Origin of the sequence: Streptomyces sp. TG1A-60 (assembly GCF_037201975.1) — a bacterium.
GTDB lineage: Bacteria > Actinomycetota > Actinomycetes > Streptomycetales > Streptomycetaceae > Streptomyces.
Window position 1 is genome coordinate 6,652,667 of record NZ_CP147520.1, and the last position, 21,920, is coordinate 6,674,586.

The window sequence follows — 21,920 nt, forward strand, 5'->3', positions numbered from 1 at the left end:
GCCGCCCAGTGCCGGCCGCGGACCCCTCAGCCTGACGTTCGGCCCCGACAAGATCCTCTCTTGTCGGGGCCGAACGTCAGGCTGAGGGACCCCTGAAGCCCGCCGTCCCGCCGCAGCTGCTCGTACTGCGAGGCCAGTCCGTCCAGCAACGCCCGCAAGCCCACCTCGAACGCCCGCTCGTCCACCTTCTCCTGCTGCTCGGCCAGCAGATGGGCCTGCCCGAGATGCGGATAGTCCGCCGGATCGTAGGCGCTCTCGTCGTCCACGAACCCCCCGGCGAACGACCCGATCGCGGACCCCATGATGAAGTACCGCATCAACGCCCCGATGGACGTGGCCTGGGCCGCCGGCCACCCCGCCGCGACCATGGCCCCGAACACGGCGTCGGCGACCCGCAGCCCGGCCGGCCGCCGTCCGGGCCCGCGCGCGAGGACGGGCACGATGTTCGGATGGTCACGCAGGGCGGCCCGGTACGAGACGGCCCAGTCGTGCAGCGCGGTGCGCCAGTCCCGTCCGTCCTCGAACATCGACAGATCGACCTGCGCGCTCACCGAGTCGGCGACCGCCTCCAGGATCTGGTCCATGGTGCGGAAGTGGTTGTAGAGGGACGGCCCGCTCACGCCCAGCTCGGCGGCGAGCCGCCGCGTGGAGGCCGCCGCCAGCCCCTCGGCGTCCACCAGGGCCCGCGCCGTCTCCACGATGCGGTCGGTGCTCAGCAGGGGCTTGCGTGGTCGGGCCATAGCGCACATAGTAGGGCTGCGCAATTAAACTAGCAGTGATAATTCAAGTGGGAATGGGCGAGGCCCGAGCCTGATCTCGTGATGGGGGATCCGACGTGAACCTGGAGCTCAGCGAGGAGCAGACCGCCGTACGCCGGCTCGCGAGGGACTTCGTGGAGCGTGAGATCGCCCCGCACGTCATCGCCTGGGACCGTGCCGAGAACGTCGACCGGTCGATCGTGAAGAAGCTCGGCGAGGTCGGCTTCCTCGGGCTCACCGTCGACGAGGAGTACGGCGGCTCCGGCGGCGACCACCTCGCGTACTGCCTGGTCACCGAGGAACTCGGTCGCGGGGACTCGTCCGTGCGCGGCATCGTCTCCGTCTCGCTCGGGCTGGTCGCGAAGACCATCGCGGCCTGGGGTGACGAGGACCAGAAGCGCCGCTGGCTGCCGGGGCTCGCGGCGGGGGAGTACGTCGGCTGCTTCGGCCTCACCGAACCCGGCACCGGCTCCGACGCGGGCAACCTCGCCGCCCGCGCGGTCCGCGACGGCGACGACTACCTCGTCAGCGGCACCAAGATGTTCATCACGAACGGCACCTGGGCCGATGTCGTCCTGCTCTTCGCCCGCTCCACCGACGCCCCCGGTCACAAGGGGATCTCCGCCTTCCTCGTCCCCACCGACACTCCCGGCCTGACCCGCCGCCCCCTTCACGGCAAGCTCGGCCTGCGTGGCCAGGCCACCGCCGAACTGGTCCTCGAGGACGTCCGCGTCCCCGCCTCCGCGATGCTCGGCCCGGAGGGCAAGGGCTTCACCGTCGCCATGTCGGCGCTCGCCAAGGGCCGGATGTCGGTCGCGGCCGGCTGTGTCGGGATCGCCCAGGCCGCACTCGACACGGCGGTCCGGTACGCCACCGAGCGCGAGCAGTTCGGCAAGACCATCGCCCGTCACCAGCTCGTCCAGGAACTCATCAGCGACATCGCCGTCGATGTCGACGCCGCCCGCCTGCTCACCTGGCGCGTCGCCGACCTCGTCGACCGGGGGCAGCCTTTCGCCACCGAGGCGAGCAAGGCCAAGCTCTTCGCCTCCGAAGCCGCCGTGCGCGCCGCGAACAACGCGCTCCAGATCTTCGGCGGCTACGGCTACATCGACGAGTACCCGGCCGGCAAGCTACTGCGCGACGCCCGCGTGATGACCCTCTACGAAGGCACCAGCCAGATACAGAAGCTGCTCATCGGGCGGGCGCTGACGGGAGTGTCGGCGTTCTGAGCCGGTGCTCCGGGCGGGGTCCTGGGTCGGCGCCCTGGATCCGCGGTACCGGTCGGCGGTCTGAGTACGCGGGCTCGCCGGCTGAGTATCCCGGCGGATGTGGTCCGAGCCGTATTCGTCGAACCATGTTCCCATGAGTGAGACACCGGTCAAGCAGCAGAGCACGGCGGCCTTCTACGGCCAGGCCGTCGTGTCCTTCGCCGTCGCCATGGCGGCCACCACCGTCGGCATCTACAACCTGGATGCCGACGTCTGGGTCCGTTCCTTCCTGGCCATCGCCGTCCTCTACCTGGTGACCTCGTCCTTCACCCTGGCCAAGGTGATCCGCGACCGGCAGGAGGCCGGGCAGATCGTCAGCCGCGTGGACCAGGCCCGACTGGAGAAGCTCCTCGCGGAACACGACCCCTTCGAGAAGCTCTGAGCGGCCTCGGCTGTGCACCGCACAGCGCTGAGCGGGCCTTCTAAGCGCTCGCTCACCTTCGGCGGTATGGTGGTGCCCAGCCATCGGAAGGGGCGAGCGAGCGATGAGTACGGCGGAGGAGACGGCCGGCGGCGAGCCGCAGCCGTGGGGCGAGGTCAACCCGGACGCGGCCCGGCGGCTGCTGGTGGCCGCCGTGGAGGCCTTCGCCGAGCGGGGCTACCACGCCACGACGACCCGCGACATCGCGAGCCGCGCGGGCATGAGCCCCGCGGCTCTGTACATCCACTACAAGACCAAGGAAGAGCTGCTCCACCGGATCAGCCGCATCGGTCACGAGAAGGCCCTCGACGTCCTGCGCACGGCGGCAGCGGGCGAGGGCGGTCCGGCCGACCGCCTCGCCGAGGCCGTGCGATCCTTCGTCCGCTGGCACGCCGGGCAGCACACCGTCGCCCGCGTCGTCCAGTACGAACTCGACGCCCTCGGCCCCGACGCCCGCGCCGAGATCGTCACCCTCCGCCGCGAGAACGACGCGGCCGTCCGCGGCATCATCGAGGACGGCGTCGCCGCCGGCGACTTCGACGTCCCGGACGTACGCGGCACGACCATCGCCGTTCTCTCCCTGTGCATCGACGTGGCCCGCTGGTTCAACGCGAACGGCCCCCGCACCCCCGACGAGGTCGGTGCCCTGTACGCGGACCTCGTCCTGCGGATGGTCGGCGCGAGGAAGTAACCCCGGTGCCCTGGTCCGGCTGAGTCCGTCGCTGATCGACTCGGAGATCTCCACGTCGACTCGCAGGAGTGGAACGGCGCCGGCGCGGACGCGATCGTGCGGCCCGCCGCACGGTTCACCAACGGCCGGACCGTCCTCTCGCACCACCGGTTCGCGAACACGCTCGCGGCGATCCCTCGTATCGAGCGGGGGGCTGGCCGAGCCTCAGAAGTAGTACCGGGACAGCGACTCCGCCACACACACCGGCTTGCCCCCGCCCTCGCGCTCCACGACGACCGCGGCGGTGACCTGGACGCCGCCGCCCACCTCGGTGACGTCCTGGAGGGTCGCCGTGGCACGCAGACGGGAACCCACCGGTACCGGCGCGGGGAAGCGGACCTTGTTGGTCCCGTAGTTGACGCCCATCCTGACGTTGTCGACCCTGAGGATCTGGGGAACCAGGAGGGGCAGCAGCGACAGGGTCAGATAGCCGTGGGCGATGGTCGTACCGAAGGGGCCGGCCGCGGCCTTCTCGGGATCGACATGGATCCACTGGTGGTCGCCGGTGGCCTCCGCGAACAGGTCGATCCGCTCCTGGCCGACCTCCAGCCAGTCGCTGTGACCCAGCTGCTCGCCCACCGCCGCCTTGAGTTCCTCGGCGGACGTGAAGATCCTCGGCTCTGCCATGTCCCGGCCTCCCGCATCCCGGATGCTGCCGCATCCGTGTCAACCATGTCCAGCGTGCCTGTCCCGTATGCCTAAGCAACTGCTTAGCATGGTCGGCCGCACGGCCCCTGTCAACGGACCGCGACCGTACGAGGAGTGGGTAGGGTCGGAGGGGTGCCCCAGATCCCTGAGAAGATCCACGAGTTGACCGTCGGCCAACTGTCCGCCCGTAGCGGTGCCGCCGTCTCCGCCCTGCACTTCTACGAGTCCAAGGGGCTGATCAGCAGCCGCCGCACCACGGGCAACCAGCGCCGCTACAGCCGGGACACCCTGCGCCGCGTCGCCTTCATCAGGGCCGCGCAGCGGGTCGGCATCCCGCTCGCCACGATCCGCGACGTCCTCGCCGAGCTGCCCGAGGCGCGGACCCCCACCCGTGAGGACTGGGCCCATCTCTCCGAGGTCTGGCGGTCCGAGCTGGACGAGCGGATCAAGCAGCTCAACCGGTTGCGCGACCACCTCACCGACTGCATCGGCTGCGGCTGTCTGTCCCTGGCCACCTGTGTGCTCTCCAACCCCGACGACGTCTTCGGCGAAGGGCGGAGCGGTTCCCGCCTCATGGCCGAGCGACGGACCGCCGGCGGACGGACGGGGCTGCGGACGCAGTCGCGGCGGGAACGGGAGGAGCCCGGCAGCCGCCGCTGAGCAGCTCCGGGGCTTCCCGGCGTCACGGGTCCCCCGAAGATCCCGTGTGAGGTCCGACCCGACCCGACTCGTCCTCGTTCACACTCGGTTCACCCCTTGCGGATCAGACAAGCCCGGACTGACCGCCTTCGCGATGGCCCGCCCGCCGGTCGCCGGGCCGTACCGCTCGACGGCCGACCGCGAGGGATGCGTGGCCGGTAGGGTCGCGATCTTCGGCCGGGGGTACGGAGAGAATGTGCCCGGCGTGAAGTGCCGACGGGACCGACTCCCTTGTTCTCAGCCGCCCTTGAGGCCGCTCTCGTGGCATCACGGACGCCGCGCGCACCCGGGGCGCGCAGTGCCGGACCTGCATGTGGCAGATGTTCGTGCGCAAGGGCATGCCGCTCGGGCTGAAGACATCGGCGCGTGGCCACGGGGACACGACCGGGCCACACCGCTCACCCTCGCCGAGTTCAAGCCGGCCGTCCACACGGGCGACAAGAGGCCGTAGCCGTCCACGCCGGGCCCGTCGGTCCGCGCGTGCGAGCACGGGGGTGCGGCGTCCCCGGCGCACCCCCGCCGCGTTGCCGAAACGTCCTCATGGCGGAGCTATGGGGACGCTCCGGTGCCTTGCGATCGCACGCGCCGGGGGCCCGTTCGCCTGACAGCCGGAGGTCACCCGACAGGCTGGTAGGGCTTCGTCAGGTGCGGACCCGCCGAGTGGCGCCGGGCTTTGGCGGAGCCCGGCCCTCGGTCACGACCTGCGGAAACCGCCGTGGCTCGGGCGTCGTCCGTTCCACCGCGTCGTCGAATCGCCGCAGGTCAGCTCCACCTAACGGAGCACTACTAGGCCGAGACCAGCAGCCGTCCGCGCCTGGACTCCGCCAGGGCCTCGGGTGTGAGCACCGGTCGTGGCACCACGATTCCGCACTCCGTGCAGACCGGGCCCGAGGACGGTTCATGGGCCAGGTCGTACATCCAGACGAGGCGCTCGCCGTCGCACACCGGGCAGGTCGAGCCCGGTTCGCGCTCCAGCGCGGCGATCAGCCGGCGCAGCACCTCCGCCAGTGGTTCATGGGGATGCACCTTCGGATCGTCGCACCAGGCGACTCCGAACCCGCCCCAGGTCAGCCGGTGCCAGTCGTCGACACTGCCCGGCCGGCGCAGCCCGTCGTGCTTCTCCTTCTTGCGGCGCTGCGCGAACTGCACCTCGTAGTCGAGCCAGACAGAGCGGGCCTCCTCCAACTCCTCCAGTGCGGCCACGAGCCGCGCTGGATCGGGATTGCGGTCCTCGGGGCCGAACCCGGCCCGGGAGCACAAGTGATCCCAGGTCGCGCGGTGCCCATAGGGGGCGAACCTCTCCAGGCACTTGCGCAGCGAGTAACGCCGTAGTGCCAGATCACACCGGGGATCTCGCACCTGTCTTGCCAGACTCCGGAAACCGGCCATCGCCCTGCACCTCCGTCACACCTGCACCTGTACTTAGGTCACTTCGGCGTCGTCGTACGGACGTCGCCGAATAGACGTATCGACACGCGATTCGGCTCCATCCGATTTCCGGTGACCTCCATAAGTCGTCTGCTGAGCCGCTCGCGGACCGTTCCTGCCTCTGTCTGACTGCTTTTATCTTCTTCTTGCCTGCTTGCGCCTACTTCTGACTACCTGTTCACGCTGTCAGTCACCTGTCCGGGGGCGCCCGAGGGTCGGGGAGGCGCGGTCCTCCGAAAAACATGACGCATGCTCATCTTCAATCTCGGGGATACCGGCGGTAACATCCCGCCCACCCCCGTCGGGAGGAGCTGCCATGCCTTGGCGCACCCCACGCACCACACTCGACAGACTGAGAACTCCCCGTAGATTCCCGGAGTTCCTCAAGGCCGCTTCGATATGCGTGCTCGCCGCCGGTCTTTTGTCACCACTTTCCCCGGCCTCCCCGGCAGCAGCGGCCGACACGCGGGCCGCCGACACGCAGGCCGTCGAGGCGGCAGCCGTGACCGACCACTGCGGCGGGCAGTGCTCCGACATCCTGCCGCCGGGCCAGAACGGCAACGCCACCCTCGCCCAGATCCTCTTCAACCAGGCCTTCGGCAGCATGCCCGAGAACGCGAGCAACCAGCTCGGGCCCTACAACAACCTGGCCACCGGCTACTCGGGCCTCACCAACACCACGATCAACGACTTCTTCAACGACGCCTCCTTCGGCGTCGCCTCCGGCCAGGTGGCCTCCACCCTGAAACCGGCCGGCCGCACCGACGTCACGATCGTCCGTGACAAGAAGACCGGTGTGCCGCACATCACGGGCACCACCCGCTACGGCACCGAGTTCGGCGCGGGCTACGCCGCCGCCCAGGACCGCCTGTGGCTGATGGACGTCTTCCGGCACGTCGGCCGCGGCAAGCTGACCCCCTTCGCGGGCGGCGCCGCGTCCAACCAGGGCCTGGAGCAGGAGTTCTGGCGGCACGCGCCGTACACCGAGGCCGACCTCCAGGCGCAGATCGACAAGGCGGTGGCCGCCAACGGCGAGCGCGGACAACTGGCCCTCGACGACGTCGAGGCGTACGTCGACGGCATCAACGCCTACATCGACGCCTCCGACAGTGGTCGCTACTTCCCCGGCGAGTACGTCCTGACCGGCCACAAGGACTCCGTCACCAACGCCGGCACGATCGAGCGCTTCAAGCCCACCGACCTGGTCGCCCTGGCCTCCGTCATCGGCGCCCTCTTCGGCTCGGGAGGCGGCGGCGAGGTCAACAACGCCCTGTCACTGCTGGCCGCCCAGGAGAAGTACGGCGTCACCGAGGGCACCAAGGTCTGGGAGTCCTTCCGCCAGCGCAACGACGCCGAGGCCGCCCTGACCGTCCACGACGGCAGCTTCCCCTATGCCACCAAGCCCGATGACCCGCAGGGCATGGCCCTGCCCGACGCGGACTCGGTCAGCGAGGAGCCGCTGGTCCACGACCGCACCGGCAGCGCCGCCACGACCGCCTCCAGGAGCGTCTCCTCCGAGGCGACCGAGAGCGCCCTCAGCTCCGCCCGACGTGGTATGTCCAACGCCCTCGTCGTCAGCGGCGAACACACCGCGAGCGGCCACCCCGTCGCCGTCTTCGGGCCGCAGACCGGCTACTTCGCCCCGCAGTTGCTCATGCTCCAGGAGATCCAGGGTCCGGGCATCAGTGCCCGGGGCGCCTCCTTCGCCGGCCTCAGCATGTACGTCGAACTCGGCCGGGGCCAGGACTACGCCTGGAGCGCCACCACCTCCGGCCAGGACATCATCGACACCTACGCCGTGGAACTGTGCCAGGACGACGTCCACTACCTGTACCACGGCACCTGCACGCCCATGGAGAAGGTCGAGCAGACCAACGCCTGGAAGCCCAGCACCGCCGACTCCACCCCGGCCGGCTCCTACCGTATGCAGGTCTGGCGCACCAAGTACGGCCCCGTGACCCACCGCGCGACGGTCGACGGCAAGAAGGTCGCCTACACCACCCTGCGCTCCTCGTACCTGAACGAGGCCCAGTCGATCATCGGCTTCCAGATGCTGAACGACCCCGACTACGTCAAGGGCCCCCAGGACTTCCAGAAGGCCGTCCAGCACATCAACTACACCTTCAACTGGTTCTACGCCGACTCCGAGCACACCGCGTACTACAACAGCGGCGACAACCCGGTGCGCGCCACGGGCGTCGACGCCGAGTTCCCGGCCTGGGCGCGGCCGGCGTACGAGTGGCGGGGCTGGAACCCGACCACGAACACCGCCGACTACACCCCGCCCTCCGCACACCCCAACTCCATGGACCAGGACTACTACATCTCCTGGAACAACAAGCAGGCCAAGGACTACACCACCGCCCCCTGGGGCAACGGCTCCGTCCACCGCGGCAACCTCCTCGACGACCGGGTGAAACGGCTGGTCGCCGCGGGCGGCGTCACCAGGGCCTCGCTCACGAAGGCCATGACCGAGGCGGGCCTCGCCGACCTGCGGGCCGAGGACGTCGTGCCCGACCTGCTGAAGGTCATCAACAGCAGCACTGTCACGGACGCCACGGCCGCCGCGGCGGTCGGCAAGCTCCAGAGCTGGGTCACCTCCGGCTCCAAACGCACGGAGACGTCCGCCGGTTCGAGGACCTACGCCCACGCCGAGGCGATCCGCATCCTGGACGCCTGGTGGCCGCTGCTGGTGAAGGCCGAGTTCGAGCCCGGGCTCGGCACCGACCTGTACACCGCCATCACCGCCAACCTGCCCGTCGACGAGTCCCCCTCGACCGCGCACGGCCCGACCGGCTCCCACGCCGGCAGCTCCTTCCAGTACGGCTGGTGGAGCTACGTCGACAAGGACATCCGCTCGGTGCTGGGCGAGACGGTGCGGGGCCCGCTCGCGCGCCGGTACTGCGGCGGCGGCAGCCTCGACGCCTGCCGCGCCGTCCTGATCGACACCCTCAAGGAGGCGGCCGGCAAGACCGCAGCGCAGGTCTACCCCGGCGACGAGCACTGCTCGGCGGGCGACCAGTGGTGCGCCGACTCGATCATCCAGCGGACCCTGGGCGGCATCAAGCACAACAAGATCAGCTGGCAGAACCGGCCCACCTACCAGCAGGTCGTGGAGTTCACCTCACACCGGTGAGCACCGCTGATCGCCGTGCGGCGGCGGGCCGTTCACACGACACGGCCCGCCGCCAGCACCACCCGTGCCAGCTCCTGGTGACAGATGTCGCTGTGTGCGCCGGACGGCGCGCCGCCGCTCTTCACGACGGCGGCGGCGTCGATGTTCACACAGCCGGACGTGGGCAGTCGGGTCTTGAGGGCGTCGGCCAGCTTGAACGAACGGGTGCCCTTCACCGCCCGGATCCCGCCGTAGCCGAGCGCGCCCCACCTGGCGCCCAGGAGGCTGTTCACACTCAGGCCCAGCACCGACCGTGAGTCGCCCGCCATCCGGGAGGCGAGCGGGTAGATCGTGCCGAGCGCCGAGTCGTGCCTGGAGTGGCAGCACACCAACGGGCCGTCGATCCGCTTCTGTTGGCCGTTCAGTACGCCGCTCGCGCGCGTGTCGTGCGGCAGCCGCGCCGCGAACGCGTAGTGCGAGAACGCTGCCTGGAGGAGGGTCACCGACTTCACCGTGCGTACGCCCTTCGGCAGCCCGCGCAGCGCGAACGACACCAGACGCGCGCCGAAGCTGTGTCCCACGAGGTGTACCCGCACCGTCGGCGCCGCTTGCGCGAGCTGCCCCAGCAGCCTCCCGAGGCCGCGCTCGCCGACGGTGCCGGCGCGGCGCTTCATCGCGAAGTACGTGGCCTGGCGAAGGAGTTCATGGGCGCCGTCCCAGGCCCGGGACGGGCGGACTACGGCTCCGGTCCGGACGGCCGAAGGTGCCGTGGCAGGCTCCCCTCCGACCTCCGACAGCGCCGCCGCGAAGTCCGCGCACACCGTCACCGTGTCCCCGCACAGCATCCCGGGCGTGCCCTCCGGCACCCCATCCGCGATCGTGTCCGCCGTGAACGCGCTCTGCGGCCCCTGCGGCGGCACCTCCACCAGCAGCCTCACGAGTCGCCCGAACTCCTCCAACGAGGCGCTCTCGTCCGGCCGTTGCTCCAACAGCCGTGCGAGCTCCCCGACGACGACGGCCCGCCCGGGGAAGACCTCGACGAGCGCGTGCCGGGTGTTCTTGTCGAGCGCGTGCCGGGCGGGCGCCACGGCCGGGACCGGCTTGAAGTCCGGGATCGGCTCGTCCGAGAACCGCATCGAGGGCCACAGCACCCCGGCGTACCCCAGCCTCGCGTGCGGCGCGAGCGCCGGGAACGGGGCGAGGAAGCGGCTGTAGAGCCGGGTCGCGCCGGACCGGTCGTTGTTCCAGCCGTGCGCGAAGACGACCAGATCCACCACCCCGCGCCGCACGACTTCGTCGAGCAGCCGGTCCCGCTGACCGGCGTCCACGTCCCCGTCCGCGTCGAAGGTCAGCTCCCAGTAGGGAGTCACGCTCATCTCCGAATCCGCCATGACGAGCCCCCTTGGCCTCCGTTGGTGGTGCGCTCAGGCGCATGGTCCTGCCAACGGCGAAGGATGGCCATACGTCACGTACGGCCCTTGTCCGGATCGGCGCAGCGCGTACCCCTTGTGGCGGTTACCGGTAGAGCGGGTACTCCTCGCGCACCCGGCGGAAGGCCGTCAGCTCCTCCTGCCGGCCCGCCACGACCTCGTCCGTGTCCGCCCCCGCGTCGATCATCGTCCGCCCCCGCGTCGAACCGGCCAGCTTGTCGATCCAGTGGTCCGGACGCCGGGCGAAGCCGCTCCACACCCGCCTGGCGGTCACGAGAAGACCGATCCCGGCGCGGCGCCTCGGGCGAGGCGGCGGGGGAGGTGCGGTGGGAGAGGCGCACGGGGTGACCTCCGGGTTGTGGGAAGCGGCGTCCACACAAGCTGAGCGCTTCCGCGGGTGGTGCGTGACCTGCGGGACGGTTGTGGCCGGTTGCGCAGGGCCCCGCCCCCTTCGGAGCTGCCGCCTGTCGCGACTCCGAAGGGGCGCGGGGCCCTTCTGCAGGGCATACCGACCGGTTAGTCTGGAGGTCGCAGTGGAGCCGTTCGTGGTACGTCGTGTCGAGGGAGACCGATCGTGGGTGTCGTGCGGGATGCGGGCGTCGTCGTCACGGGAGCCGGTGGCGGGATCGGGGCCGCGCTGGCGCGGCGGTTCGCCGCCGAAGGGGCCCGGGTGGTCGTGAACGACCTGGACGGGGACCGGGCCAAGGCCGTGGCCGACGAGATCGGGGGGATCGCCGTACCCGGGGACGCGTCGTCGGTCCTCTCCTCGGCGCGGGAGGCGCTCGGCGGGACCGTGGACGTGTACTGCGCGAACGCGGGGCTCGCCTCCGGCGGCACGGAAGCGGCCGACGAGAAGGTCTGGGCGCTCGCCTGGGACGTGAACGTGATGGCACACGTACGGGCGGCCCATGAGCTGCTGCCGGCGTGGCTGGAGCGGGGGAGCGGGCGTTTCGTCTCGACGGTGTCGGCGGCGGGGCTGCTCACGATGATCGGCGCGGCGCCCTACAGCGTCACCAAGCACGGGGCGTACGCCTTCGCCGAATGGTTGTCCCTCACCTACCGGCACCGGGGGATCAAGGTCCACGCGATCTGCCCTCAGGGTGTGCGCACCGACATGCTGACCGCCTCCGGCAGTGCGGGCGACCTGGTGCTCGCGCCGACCGCGATCGAGCCGGAGGCCGTGGCCGACGCGCTCTTCGAGGGCATCGAGAAGGACCGCTTCCTGATCCTGCCGCATCCCGAGGTGGCCGGTTACTACCAGGCGCGGGCCGCCGACCCGGAGCGCTGGCTGACCAACATGAACCACATCCAGCAGAAGTGGGAGGCGGCCGACTGACCGCCCTGCCCGGCGGCCGGGTGGCGGGGAATGGGATGATCCTGCGACGGGAGCCCTCGATCCCGGCCACCGGTCGGGAACCGACCGGTGGCCGTGGACGACCGGCAGGCGACAACAGAACCTCGGAAGGCAGGTGGCGGCAGTGCCCAGGACGACGGACGGGGACGGTACTCCCGTCCCGCAACGGCTGCTGGCCGCCGCCACCCGGCTCTTCGCCGAACAGGGCTACGACCGCACCTCCGTGCAGGAGATCGTCGAGGCGGCCGGCGTCACCAAGGGCGCGCTCTACCACTACTTCGGCTCCAAGGACGACCTGCTGCACGAGGTGTACGCGCGCGTGCTGCGGATCCAGCAGGAGCGGCTGGACGCGTTCGCGGGGGCCGACGCGCCCGTCGAGGAGCGGCTGCGGGGGGCCGCCGCCGATGTCGTCGTCACCACCATCGACAACCTCGACGACGCGATGATCTTCTTCCGCTCCATGCACCACCTGAGCCCCGAGAAGAACAAGCAGGTCCGCGCCGAGCGCCGCCGCTATCACGAACGCTTCCGCGCCCTCGTCGAAGAGGGCCAGGAGTCGGGCGTCTTCTCGAAGGCGACCCCCGCGGACCTGGTCGTGGACTACCACTTCGGCTCGGTCCACCACCTGTCGACCTGGTACCGCCCCGACGGCCCGATGAGCCCCCAGGAGGTCGCCGACCACCTGGCGGACCTTCTCCTGAGAGCGCTACGACCGTAGGGCTGCGCCAGTGGCTCGGGGCTTTCGGGGGGCAGGTGGCCGAACGGCCCGCAGGGCCGTTCCAAAGCTGGGCGCGGCCCCGTCTTCCAGTGGCGCGGGGAGCTGCGCGAACAGCCCCCGGCCACCCGCACCCGCCGACGAACCCCCGGCCACCCGAGTGGGCGTGGCGGCCCCAGCGGAGGTCACACGTACCGCTTCAGCTCCCGCCGAGCCAGTGACCGCTGATGCACCTCGTCCGGCCCGTCCGCGATCATCAGCGTCCGCGCCCCCGCGTACAGCTCGGCAAGCGGGAAGTCCTGACTGACACCTCCCGCGCCGTGCAGCTGGATCGCCCGGTCGATGATGTCCACCACCGTCCGCGGCGTCGCGATCTTGATCGCCTGGATCTCGGTGTGCGCGCCCTTGTTCCCGACGGTGTCCATCATCCAGGCGGTCTTCAGCACGAGCAGCCGCAGTTGCTCCACGGCCACCCGCCCGTCGGCGATCCAGTTGTGCACGACCCCCTGCTGGGCGAGCGCCCTGCCGAAAGCCTCACGGCTCACCGCCCGCCGGCACATCAGCTCGATCGCCCGCTCGGCCATGCCGATGAGCCGCATGCAGTGGTGGATGCGACCGGGCCCGAGCCGCGCCTGCGCGATGGCGAAACCGCCTCCCTCCTCGCCGATCAGGTTCGACACCGGCACGCGCGCGTGGTCGAAGATCACCTCGGCGTGGCCGCCGTGGTAGTGGTCCTCGTACCCGAAGACCCGCATCGCGCGCTTCACCGTGACGCCCGGAGTGTCGCGCGGGACCAGGATCATCGACTGCTGACGGCGGATGTCGGCCCCGCCCGGGTCCGTCTTGCCCATCACGATGAAGATCCGGCAGTCCGGGTTCATGGCCCCGGAGATGTACCACTTGCGCCCCGTGACGACGTACTCGTCCGCGCCGTCGGGGGCTCGCTCGATCAGTGTGGTGATGTTCGTGGCGTCCGAGGAGGCCACCTCCGGCTCGGTCATCGCGAAGGCTGACCGGATCTCACCGGCGAGCAGCGGCTCCAGCCACTGCTTCTTCTGTGCCTCGTCGCCGAACTGGGTCAGCACCTCCATGTTGCCCGTGTCCGGCGCCGCACAGTTCAGCGCGGTCGGCGCCAACTGCGGGGAACGCCCGGTGATCTCGGCGAGGGGCGCGTACTGGAGGTTGGTGAGCCCGGCCCCGTGCTCGGAGCCGGGCAGGAAGAGGTTCCACAAACCCTGCCTGCGGGCCTCGGCCTTCAGCTCCTCCACCACGGCCGGCGTGTCCCACGGCGAGGCCAGAGCGGCCCGCTGTTCCTCGGCGACGGCCTCGGCCGGATAGACGTACTCGTCCATGAAGGCGAGGAGCCTGGCGCGCAGCTCCTCCGTACGGGCGTCGAATGCGAAGTCCATGGTGGGTCAGCCTTCCTGGGAGCCGGCGCGAAGAGTCGTCAGGCCGTGTGCGATGAAGACGGGGACCAGGTCGCCGATGCGGTCGAAGCCGCGACCGACCGTCTGGCCGAGCGTGTACCGGTAGTGGATGCCCTCCAGGATCACGGCGAGCTTGAACCACGCGAACGCCGTGTACCAGGACACCGAGGAGACGTCGCGGCCCGAGCGCGCCGCGTAGCGCTCCACGATCTCGGCCGGATGCGGATGCCCGGCAGCCGCCGCGGTGGTGGAGACGGGGGAGTCGGGCATGGCGAGCGGCACGCTGTACATCACCAGCAGGCCAAGGTCGGTGAGCGGATCGCCGAGCGTGGACATCTCCCAGTCGAGGATCGCGGCGATCTCGTCGTCCCGGCCGAGCAGGACGTTGTCGAGCCGGTAGTCGCCGTGCACGACGGCCGGGGCGGGAGAGCGGGGCAGCTGCCGGCCCAGGGAGGCGTGCAGCTCGTCGATACCGGCCAGCTCACGGTTGCGGGACGCGTCCAACTGCTTGCCCCAGCGTCGCAGCTGCCGGTCCAGGAAGCCCTCCGGGCGCCCGAAGTCGGCGAGGCCCACCTCGGCCGGATCCACCGCGTGCAGTCCGACGAGGGTGTCGACCAGGCCCAGCACGGCGGCCCGGGTGCGGTCCGGTCCCAGCGGGGCCAACTGCTCGGCGGTGCGGTAGGGAGTGCCCTCGACGAAGTCCATGACGTAGAAGGGCGCGCCGAGCACGTCCTCGTCCTCGCAGAGCAGCACGGGGCGCGGTACCGGTACGTCCGTCGGGTGCAGCGCGCTGATCACGCGGTGTTCTCGCCTCATGTCGTGCGCGGTCGCCAGCACATGGCCCAGCGGAGGACGCCGTACGACCCACTTCGAGACGCCGTCCGTGACCTCGTACGTCAGGTTCGACCGTCCGCCCTCGATCAGCCGGCCGGTGAGCGGACCGCCCACGAGTCCGGGCCGCTCGGCGTCGAGCAGGGCGCGGAGCCGCTCGGGGTCGGGACCTGGCGGGTGGTCTGGGTGCATCATCGCTCCTACGGACGGTCTACGGGACCCGACTTATGATGCCGACCGGTCGGTATGTCGTCCAGTAGGTGACGGCGAAGTGATCGGATTCTCGACGGGATCCGGCCGTGCGGCCGGATCCCGGGACGAGCCGTCACGCGTGGGAGGGCATCATCTCGCCGCCGTTGACGGCCGCCATGTCGAGGAAGCCGGCGAACGGGTCCACGCCCTCACCTTCCCCGGCCCCGTCCAGTTCGGCGTACGCCCTGCGCAGGTTCGCCACCAGCCGCTCGCTCTCCGGCAGGGCGGCGTACTCCCCGAGATCCGTGCTCCGGGCGGCCTCCAGGGGCGTGAGCCCGGCCGCGTGGGACTTCTCGGCGATCTCGGCCACGAACCGCACATACCGCTCGGCCCGGTCGAACGCCGACGGGTCGGTCACCGGCCCGTGCCCCGGTACGACGGTCTCGGCGCCCAGTTCGCGCAGCAGCGCCAGCGCCCGCAGCGAACCGCTCAGCGAGCCCATCAGGAAGAACGGCGTCCCGCCCTCGAAGACGAGGTCCCCCGCGAACAGCACCCGCCGGTGCGGCAGCCAGACGACGGAGTCGCCGACCGTGTGCGAGACGCCCGGGTGGATGATCCGGGCCTCGATGTCGCCGACGTGGACGGTCATGTGGCCGTCGTACGTCAGGTCCGCGCCCTTGATGCCGACGTCCCCGAAGTCCGTCCGCGGCCACAGCAGGTGCAGGTGCTGCCCGCTGGCCAGGGTCTCGCGGCGGCAGGCCGAGTGCGAGACGAGGGTGGCGTCCTGCGTGAAGAAGCCGTTTCCGTAGGTGTGGTCCCCGTGGTGGTGGGTGTTCACCAGGAAGCGCGGCCCGGGGGCACCGGTGGCGTCGAGCGCGGCGCCCAGGGCGCGGGTCCGGCGCTCGGTCGCCGCCGTGTCCACGAGCAAAGTGGTGCTGCCGTCACTCACGAAGCCGGAGTTGTTGAGACACCATCCGCCGTCGGGCTGCACATACGCGTACACATCGCTCGCGAGTTCGACGGTGTACGGCTCTTCTGCGGTCATGGTGACCCCCTTCGTCCCCCGGAATCGTCGCAGACCGGTGGTCGGAGCCTGCGGGTCGGCGACGAGCCGCGGGGATCCGGGGTGTCCGGGAACGGCACGGGTGAGTGGTGGAGGCGCCGACCGTCGACCGTCAGTGGTCGTCCCAGTGTCCGTCGTGGGCGGCGTGCCGGTGACCGTCGTGCACGTAGTCCACGTGGTCCCCGTGCGTGACCGCCCGGTGTCCGCAGTCCTCACCGTGCTCGTGGGCGTGTCCGTCGTGCGCGGTGTGCCCGGTGGGCTCGCACTCGTCCCAGTGCCCGGCGTGCTCGCGGTGCAGATGCCCGTCGTGCGCGTAGTCGGTGTGGTCGCCGTGCGACACGGCGGTGTGTCCGCAGGCCGGGCTGTGCTCGTGGTCGTGGACGGGGTGTTCCCGGTGCGGTGCGGTCATGGTGCTCACCTTCTGTGATGCGGGGGTGACATATACAGGCTAGTCACATCAGCCCCAGTTGTTCCTTTTGGGAACTCCATGCGTGCACAAAGGCTTGTCCTGGCTTGGGTTTGCTCCGTTGCGCCCCGTTGCTCTCCGCTACCTTCCACCGCTTTCGGAGTGCTGGACCGGGCGGGCCTGCGCGATCAGGACACCAGGGCCGCGCCGCACACCGCGAGGGCGACCGTGCACAGGACGGCCGCCGTGGCGATCCGGGGCGCGAGGGCGGGTGGGCGGGCCGCGGCCAGGGTCTGGATGCGGCGGTGGGCGAGCCACAGGAGGCCCAGCCACAGCACCGCGCACAGCGCGGCGGCCACCACTCCGGGCGTCGACGGCCCGCCGTGCAGCGCGGACTTCCCGGCGAGCATGGCGATCACGGCCCCCGTGAGGGTCGTACGCCGCCAGGCGAGCCTGGTCCGCTCGGGCTGGAGGCCGGGGTCACGCCGGGGAGGACCGGGAGGATCGGCGGGCCCGGGGGGCTCGGCAGGGCCGACAGGTCCAGGGGGTCCAGGAGGGGCCGGAGGCGCGGGGCTCATCCCTCCCACCTGAGCAGGACGACGGCGACCATGGCGACGGCGACCACGGCGACCACGGAGCTGAGCACCGCCGGGAAGCGGGACACCGGCAGATCCTCCCCGCGCCGCATCGCCCGCTCACAGCGCACCCAGTGGTTGACCGCCCGCAACGCGCACAGCGTCCCGGTGGCCAACAGGGCGAGGGCGAGCCCGACGCGCCAGCCCCAGCGCAGGTCCGGCAGGAACTGGTCCACCGCGAAACCACCGCCGATGAGCGCGAGCGCGGTACGCAGCCAGGCCAGGAACGTCCGCTCGTTGGCCAGGGAGAACCGGTAGTCCGGGGTCCGGCCTTCCTTCCGGACCTCCTCGGGGACGAACCACAGCCGGACGTTCCGCACAAAATCGCTCACGCACAGGACATTACCGGTCGTCTCCGGAGCCCAGGTCCCTCGGCCCCGCCCCGGCTCAGCCCACCAGGCATCTCGGCCCTCCCCCGGCCACCGCGCGCCCGCGTCAGCCCTCCCCGCGACGGGCCCTCAGCCGCTCGTACGCCGCCACGCCGTCCGGCACCCACTCCCACTCGCCCAGCCTCCGCTCCACCTCGGTCACGGTCAGGAAGCCGTGCCAGGCGACCTCCTCCACCTGCGGGTTCACCGGCAGGTCGCAGCGGACCTCGTACACGGCCGACCACCATGTCCGCCCGGCCCCGTCGTCATACAGGAACCGGAAGAGCGGCACGGGGCGCGGCAGCCCGAAGACGCCCAGTTCCTCCTCGGCCTCGCGCAGCGCCGCGTCGTCGTAGGACTCGCCCGCGCCGACGACCCCGCCCACGAACATGTCGTACAGCGAGGGGAAGACCATCTTCACGGCCGTACGACGATGCACGAAAACCCGCCCCACGCCGTCCCGGACCAGCACGAACACGGCCCGGTGCCGCATCCCCCGCGCGTACACCTCCCCACGCGGGGCCCGCCCGATGACCTGGTCGTTCTCGTCCACGATGTCGAGGATCTCGTCAGCGGCACTCATGACCCCATCCAAGCAGGGCCCCGCCGACTGCCGATGGCCGACCGCGGTCGGGGCGGCGAATCGGGCCGCACCGCCGAGGGTCTCCGTAAGAGGAGACACAACCGGGCAGTTGACTAGGTCACTCTTCTGCCGAAGGATCTGATGCCAAAGCTGCTGACCGGCCGGTAACAAAGCGCTGGGCGGTGCGTGGCCTGCCGTGGCGCGCCCCCGCCTGCCTGACCCGTTCCCGAGAGGACGTCCCCCATGTCGTACGACGCAGATGTGATCGTGATCGGGGCGGGCCTCGCCGGGCTCGCGGCGACCGCGGAGCTCGTCGACGCGGGTCGCAGGGTGATCCTCCTCGACCAGGAGCCGGAGCAGTCGATCGGCGGCCAGGCCCACTGGTCCTTCGGCGGGCTCTTCTTCGTCGACTCGCCCGAACAGCGCCGGCTGCGTATCAAGGACAGCCACGCCCTCGCCCTCCAGGACTGGATGGGCACGGCCGCCTTCGACCGCGAGGAGGACCACTGGCCCCGCAAGTGGGCCGAGGCGTACGTCGACTTCGCGGCCGGCGAGAAGCGTTCCTGGCTGCACCGGCAGGGCGTCCGGTTCTTCCCGGTGGTCGGCTGGGCCGAGCGCGGCGGCTACGACGCCAACGGGCACGGCAACTCCGTCCCCCGCTTCCACATCACCTGGGGCACCGGCCCCGGCCTCGTCGCGCCCTTCGAGCGGCGGGTCCGCGAGGGGGTGGCCCGGGGACTGGTCCAGCTGAAGTTCCGGCACCGCGTGACCGGGCTCTCGCGCAGCGCGGGCGCCGTCGACACGGTCACCGGCGAGATCCTGGAGCCCTCGAAGACCGAGCGCGGCCAGGCCAGCGGCCGGGGCGTCACCGGCGCCTTCGAACTGAAGGCGCAGGCCGTGATCGTCACCTCCGGCGGCATCGGCGGCAACCACGACCTCGTCCGCGCCAACTGGCCCGAGCGGCTCGGCAACCCCCCGGAGAAGATGATCTCCGGAGTGCCCGCGCACGTCGACGGCAAGATGCTCGCCATCGCCGAGGAGGCAGGCGCGCGCCTCATCAACCGCGACCGCATGTGGCACTACACCGAGGGCATCCAGAACTGGAACCCCATCTGGGAGAACCACGGCATCCGCGTCCTCCCCGGGCCTTCCTCGCTGTGGCTCGACGCGCGGGGCAAGCGCCTGCCCGTCCCGCTGTTCCCCGGCTTCGACACCCTGGGCACGCTCGAGCACATCATGAAGACCGGCTACGACCACACGTGGTTCGTGCTCGACCAGAAGATCATCGGCAAGGAGTTCGCCCTCTCCGGCTCGGAGCAGAACCCCGACCTCACCGGCAAGTCCGTCAAGGACGTCTTCGTCCGGGCCCGCGCGGACGTCCCCGGCCCGGTCAAGGCATTCATGGACCACGGCGTCGACTTCGTCGTGGAGAAGGACCTCGGTTCGCTGGTCCGCGGCATGAACGCGCTCACCAAGGAACCGCTGATCGACGAGGCGGAGCTGCGCCGCGAGATCGTCTCCCGGGACCGCGAGGTCGCCAACCCCTTCAGCAAGGACCTCCAGATCATGGCGATCCGGGGCGCCCGCAACTACCTCGGCGACAAGCTCATCCGCACCGCCACCCCGCACCGCATCCTCGACCCCAAGGCCGGTCCCCTCATCGCCGTCCGCCTCAACATCCTCACCCGCAAGACCCTCGGCGGCCTGGAGACGGACCTGTCCTCCCGCGTCCTCACCGAGGGCGGCGACCCGCTGGAGGGCGTGTACGCGGCGGGCGAGGCCGCGGGCTTCGGCGGCGGCGGCGTACACGGCTACCGCTCCCTGGAGGGCACGTTCCTCGGCGGCTGTCTGTTCTCCGGCCGTACGGCGGGCCGGGCGGCGGCGAAGGCGACGGCCTGACGCACCCCGGTGCGCAGATGACGGAATCCTGACGAACACCCCCCGCCCCTGGCCCCGCCGGGGCGGGGGGTGTTCGAATCGGTACGTGAACCCTGAACACCCCGAAGCACGGGAAGCGCCCCCGGAGCCCACAGAGCCCGTGGAGCCCTCCGAGGAGCGCGGCGCACCCATCGGCCGCCGTGTCCTCCTCGGCACCCTCGGCCTCGGCGCCCTGGGCGTCGTCTCCGCGCCCGTCCTCCAGCGCGGCATGGAGGCGTTCCTCGGCGAGGCGGCCCAGAGGGACCCCACCGGCCTGACCGGCCTGCTCCCCAACGGCGGCGGCTTCCGCTACTACTCGGTGACGTCGTCCGTCCCCCGCAAGACGGCCGGGAACTACCGCCTCACCGTCGACGGCCTGGTCGACAAGCCGGCCACGTACACCCTGGCCGACCTGCGGGCGCTGCCGCAGACCCGGATGGTCAAGGACGTCCAGTGCGTCACCGGCTGGCGCGTGCCGGACACGCCGTTCGAGGGCGTACGGCTGTCCGCGCTGCTGGACGCCGCCGGGGTCCGCTCCTCGGCGGGCGCGGTCCGCTTCACCTGCTTCGACGGGGCGTACAGCGAGAGCCTCACCCTGGAGCAGGCCCGCCGCGCGGACGTCCTGGTGGCCCTGCGCATGCAGGACAAGGACCTCAGCCACAACCACGGCGGCCCGGTACGCCTGTATGTCGCCCCCATGTACTTCTACAAGTCGGCCAAGTGGCTCTCCGGCATCGAGGTGACGGAGAAGGTCGAGCCCGGCTACTGGGAGGAACGGGGCTACGACATCGACGCGTGGGTGGGCCGATCGAACGGGCGGGACGATGAACCGACGACTTGAGAACCACCGCCTCGACGGCCGGCGCCTTGAGGACCAGCGCCTTGAAGTGTTGTCGGTGCAGGCCGGGCCCGAGCCCCGCGTCCGGCGCTTCACCGCCGTCGAGCGCTGGATCCACCGCTCGACGGCCGCCCTGACGGGCATCTGCGTGGCGACGGCGTCCTGCCTCTACGTCCCCGCCCTCGCCGAACTGGTCGGCCGCCGGGCCCTGGTCGTGACGATCCACATCTGGACGGGCCTGCTCCTGCCCCTCCCGGTCCTCGCGGGCCTGGCCTCCCGCGCGTTCCGCGCCGACCTCGGCCGCCTGAACCGCTGGGGCCCGCACGACCGCCTCTGGCTCCGCGCCGCCCGCCGCCGCGTCCCCGGGCCGCGACCCGCCGCCAAGTTCAACGCCGGCCAGAAGCTCTACGCCGCCTGGCTCGCCGGCGCCACCCTCGTCATGCTCGCCACGGGCCTGATGATGTGGTTCACCCACCTCACCCCGTTGATGTGGCGTACCAGCGCGACGTTCGTCCACGACTGGCTGGCCCTGACGATCGGCATCGTCCTGGCGGGCCACATCGGCATGGCCCTGGGCGACCCGGAGGCACGGCGGGGTCTCCGTACGGGCCTGGTGAGCAGGGAGTGGGCGGACCGGGAACACTCCTTGTGGCGCCCGTAGCGGCGGTTCGGCCGCCGCGGCTGCGGGGCCGCCCGGAATCGCCGCGGCCACGGACGCTGTCGCGCTGCCGAACGCCGCCTGGATGCCCGGTCGTTCATCGAAGCCCCGGCCTTGCCTGCCCGCCGCCGCGGCCCTCGGTCACGACGGCGGACTCCGACGGGGGCCGAACTCCCGGCCCCCGCCCCAGAGATGGAGAACGGGGCGCCGAGCAAGGCAGAGCCCCACGACGACGCCCCGGCTGAACTCTACGACGACGCCGGGCGGGCATCCTGACGACGACGCGGGCCGATGACCCGACCACGGCGCGGGGCCGATGACCCGACCACGGCGCGGGGCCGATGGTCCGAGCACGGTGCCGGGCCGATGACCTGGCGGCGACGCCGGATGGAATTCCTACGACGAGGTCAAAGCCCCGGTTCCTACGACGAGGTCG

General features: G+C 71.1%; 20 protein-coding genes and 3 pseudogenes. 11 read left to right on the forward strand and 12 right to left on the reverse strand.

Features of this window, described 5'->3' with window-relative positions; genetic code table 11:
- Nucleotides 1-26: 26 nt before the first annotated feature.
- The gene (locus WBG99_RS29080; protein ID WP_338899137.1) at nucleotides 27-740 is read right to left on the reverse strand and encodes a TetR/AcrR family transcriptional regulator; all 714 of its coding nucleotides are present in this window, start codon (nucleotides 738-740) and stop codon (nucleotides 27-29) included.
- 95 nt (nucleotides 741-835) lie between these two features.
- Between WBG99_RS29080 and WBG99_RS29085 the strand changes: the two genes are divergently transcribed.
- The 4 genes and pseudogenes from WBG99_RS29085 to WBG99_RS29100 form a co-directional block, all read left to right on the forward strand.
- A complete protein-coding gene (locus WBG99_RS29085; protein ID WP_338899138.1) occupies nucleotides 836-1,987 on the forward strand; it encodes an acyl-CoA dehydrogenase family protein in 1,152 nt (383 codons plus the stop codon).
- A 133-nt stretch (nucleotides 1,988-2,120) separates the two neighbouring features.
- A complete protein-coding gene (locus tag WBG99_RS29090) occupies nucleotides 2,121-2,408 on the forward strand; it encodes a YiaA/YiaB family inner membrane protein (RefSeq protein WP_338899139.1) in 288 nt (95 codons plus the stop codon).
- Between the two features lie 103 nt (nucleotides 2,409-2,511).
- Entirely contained in the window at nucleotides 2,512-3,138 is a 627-nt protein-coding gene (locus WBG99_RS29095; protein ID WP_338899140.1) for a TetR/AcrR family transcriptional regulator, read from the forward strand.
- Between the two features lie 54 nt (nucleotides 3,139-3,192).
- Nucleotides 3,193-3,330 (forward strand): annotated as a pseudogene (locus tag WBG99_RS29100) (polysaccharide deacetylase family protein); the annotation flags it as partial.
- A 12-nt stretch (nucleotides 3,331-3,342) separates the two neighbouring features.
- On the opposite strand, the gene WBG99_RS29105 reads toward WBG99_RS29100, so the two are convergent.
- Nucleotides 3,343-3,804, reverse strand: a complete 462-nt coding sequence (locus WBG99_RS29105) for a MaoC family dehydratase (protein ID WP_338899141.1) — start codon at nucleotides 3,802-3,804, stop codon at nucleotides 3,343-3,345.
- Between the two features lie 153 nt (nucleotides 3,805-3,957).
- Between WBG99_RS29105 and soxR the strand changes: the two genes are divergently transcribed.
- Nucleotides 3,958-4,485, forward strand: a complete 528-nt coding sequence (gene soxR, locus WBG99_RS29110) for a redox-sensitive transcriptional activator SoxR (RefSeq protein ID WP_338899142.1) — start codon at nucleotides 3,958-3,960, stop codon at nucleotides 4,483-4,485.
- Between the two features lie 825 nt (nucleotides 4,486-5,310).
- Here soxR and WBG99_RS29115 read toward each other — a convergent pair.
- The gene (locus WBG99_RS29115; protein ID WP_338899143.1) at nucleotides 5,311-5,913 is read right to left on the reverse strand and encodes a hypothetical protein; all 603 of its coding nucleotides are present in this window, start codon (nucleotides 5,911-5,913) and stop codon (nucleotides 5,311-5,313) included.
- A 355-nt stretch (nucleotides 5,914-6,268) separates the two neighbouring features.
- Between WBG99_RS29115 and WBG99_RS29120 the strand changes: the two genes are divergently transcribed.
- Nucleotides 6,269-9,088, forward strand: a complete 2,820-nt coding sequence (locus WBG99_RS29120; RefSeq protein WP_338899144.1) for a penicillin acylase family protein — start codon at nucleotides 6,269-6,271, stop codon at nucleotides 9,086-9,088.
- A 32-nt stretch (nucleotides 9,089-9,120) separates the two neighbouring features.
- Here the strand turns inward: WBG99_RS29120 and WBG99_RS29125 are convergent, their stop codons facing one another.
- A complete protein-coding gene (locus WBG99_RS29125; protein WP_338899145.1) occupies nucleotides 9,121-10,458 on the reverse strand; it encodes a serine-threonine protein kinase in 1,338 nt (445 codons plus the stop codon).
- Nucleotides 10,459-10,582: 124 nt separating this feature from the next.
- Nucleotides 10,583-10,792, reverse strand: a pseudogene (locus WBG99_RS29130) (DUF1343 domain-containing protein); the annotation flags it as partial.
- 276 nt (nucleotides 10,793-11,068) lie between these two features.
- Between WBG99_RS29130 and WBG99_RS29135 the strand changes: the two are divergent.
- Together WBG99_RS29135 and WBG99_RS29140 are read left to right on the forward strand one after the other, a co-directional pair.
- Entirely contained in the window at nucleotides 11,069-11,833 is a 765-nt protein-coding gene (locus WBG99_RS29135) for an SDR family oxidoreductase (RefSeq protein ID WP_338900520.1), read from the forward strand.
- A 142-nt stretch (nucleotides 11,834-11,975) separates the two neighbouring features.
- Nucleotides 11,976-12,569, forward strand: coding sequence for a TetR/AcrR family transcriptional regulator (locus WBG99_RS29140; protein WP_338899146.1), 594 nt, complete (start codon nucleotides 11,976-11,978; stop codon nucleotides 12,567-12,569).
- 182 nt (nucleotides 12,570-12,751) lie between these two features.
- Here the strand turns inward: WBG99_RS29140 and WBG99_RS29145 are convergent, their stop codons facing one another.
- From WBG99_RS29145 to WBG99_RS29175, 7 genes and pseudogenes are all read right to left on the reverse strand, one after another.
- The gene (locus WBG99_RS29145) at nucleotides 12,752-13,975 is read right to left on the reverse strand and encodes an acyl-CoA dehydrogenase family protein (RefSeq protein ID WP_338899147.1); all 1,224 of its coding nucleotides are present in this window, start codon (nucleotides 13,973-13,975) and stop codon (nucleotides 12,752-12,754) included.
- A 6-nt stretch (nucleotides 13,976-13,981) separates the two neighbouring features.
- Nucleotides 13,982-15,016, reverse strand: a complete 1,035-nt coding sequence (locus WBG99_RS29150) for a phosphotransferase family protein (RefSeq protein WP_338900521.1) — start codon at nucleotides 15,014-15,016, stop codon at nucleotides 13,982-13,984.
- 133 nt (nucleotides 15,017-15,149) lie between these two features.
- Nucleotides 15,150-16,061 (reverse strand): MBL fold metallo-hydrolase, encoded by a 912-nt coding sequence (locus tag WBG99_RS29155; protein ID WP_338899148.1) that lies wholly within the window; start codon nucleotides 16,059-16,061, stop codon nucleotides 15,150-15,152.
- Nucleotides 16,062-16,191: 130 nt separating this feature from the next.
- Nucleotides 16,192-16,488 (reverse strand): hypothetical protein, encoded by a 297-nt coding sequence (locus WBG99_RS29160; RefSeq protein ID WP_338899149.1) that lies wholly within the window; start codon nucleotides 16,486-16,488, stop codon nucleotides 16,192-16,194.
- Between the two features lie 185 nt (nucleotides 16,489-16,673).
- A pseudogene (locus tag WBG99_RS29165) lies at nucleotides 16,674-16,970 on the reverse strand (DUF202 domain-containing protein); the annotation flags it as partial.
- 89 nt (nucleotides 16,971-17,059) lie between these two features.
- The gene (locus WBG99_RS29170; RefSeq protein ID WP_338899150.1) at nucleotides 17,060-17,452 is read right to left on the reverse strand and encodes a DUF202 domain-containing protein; all 393 of its coding nucleotides are present in this window, start codon (nucleotides 17,450-17,452) and stop codon (nucleotides 17,060-17,062) included.
- Nucleotides 17,453-17,555: 103 nt separating this feature from the next.
- Nucleotides 17,556-18,071 (reverse strand): NUDIX domain-containing protein, encoded by a 516-nt coding sequence (locus WBG99_RS29175; protein ID WP_338899151.1) that lies wholly within the window; start codon nucleotides 18,069-18,071, stop codon nucleotides 17,556-17,558.
- Nucleotides 18,072-18,314: 243 nt separating this feature from the next.
- Here WBG99_RS29175 and WBG99_RS29180 point away from each other — a divergent pair, with 243 nt between their 5' ends.
- The 3 genes from WBG99_RS29180 to WBG99_RS29190 all read left to right on the forward strand — a co-directional run bounded on the left by WBG99_RS29180 (nucleotide 18,315) and on the right by WBG99_RS29190 (nucleotide 21,487).
- Nucleotides 18,315-19,970, forward strand: a complete 1,656-nt coding sequence (locus tag WBG99_RS29180) for an FAD-binding dehydrogenase (RefSeq protein ID WP_338899152.1) — start codon at nucleotides 18,315-18,317, stop codon at nucleotides 19,968-19,970.
- Nucleotides 19,971-20,055: 85 nt separating this feature from the next.
- Entirely contained in the window at nucleotides 20,056-20,829 is a 774-nt protein-coding gene (locus tag WBG99_RS29185) for a molybdopterin-dependent oxidoreductase (RefSeq protein ID WP_338899153.1), read from the forward strand.
- The gene (locus WBG99_RS29190) at nucleotides 20,813-21,487 is read left to right on the forward strand and encodes a cytochrome b/b6 domain-containing protein (protein ID WP_338899154.1); all 675 of its coding nucleotides are present in this window, start codon (nucleotides 20,813-20,815) and stop codon (nucleotides 21,485-21,487) included. Before WBG99_RS29185 ends, WBG99_RS29190 begins: the two co-directional genes overlap by 17 nt.
- The last annotated feature ends 433 nt before the right edge of the window (nucleotides 21,488-21,920 follow it).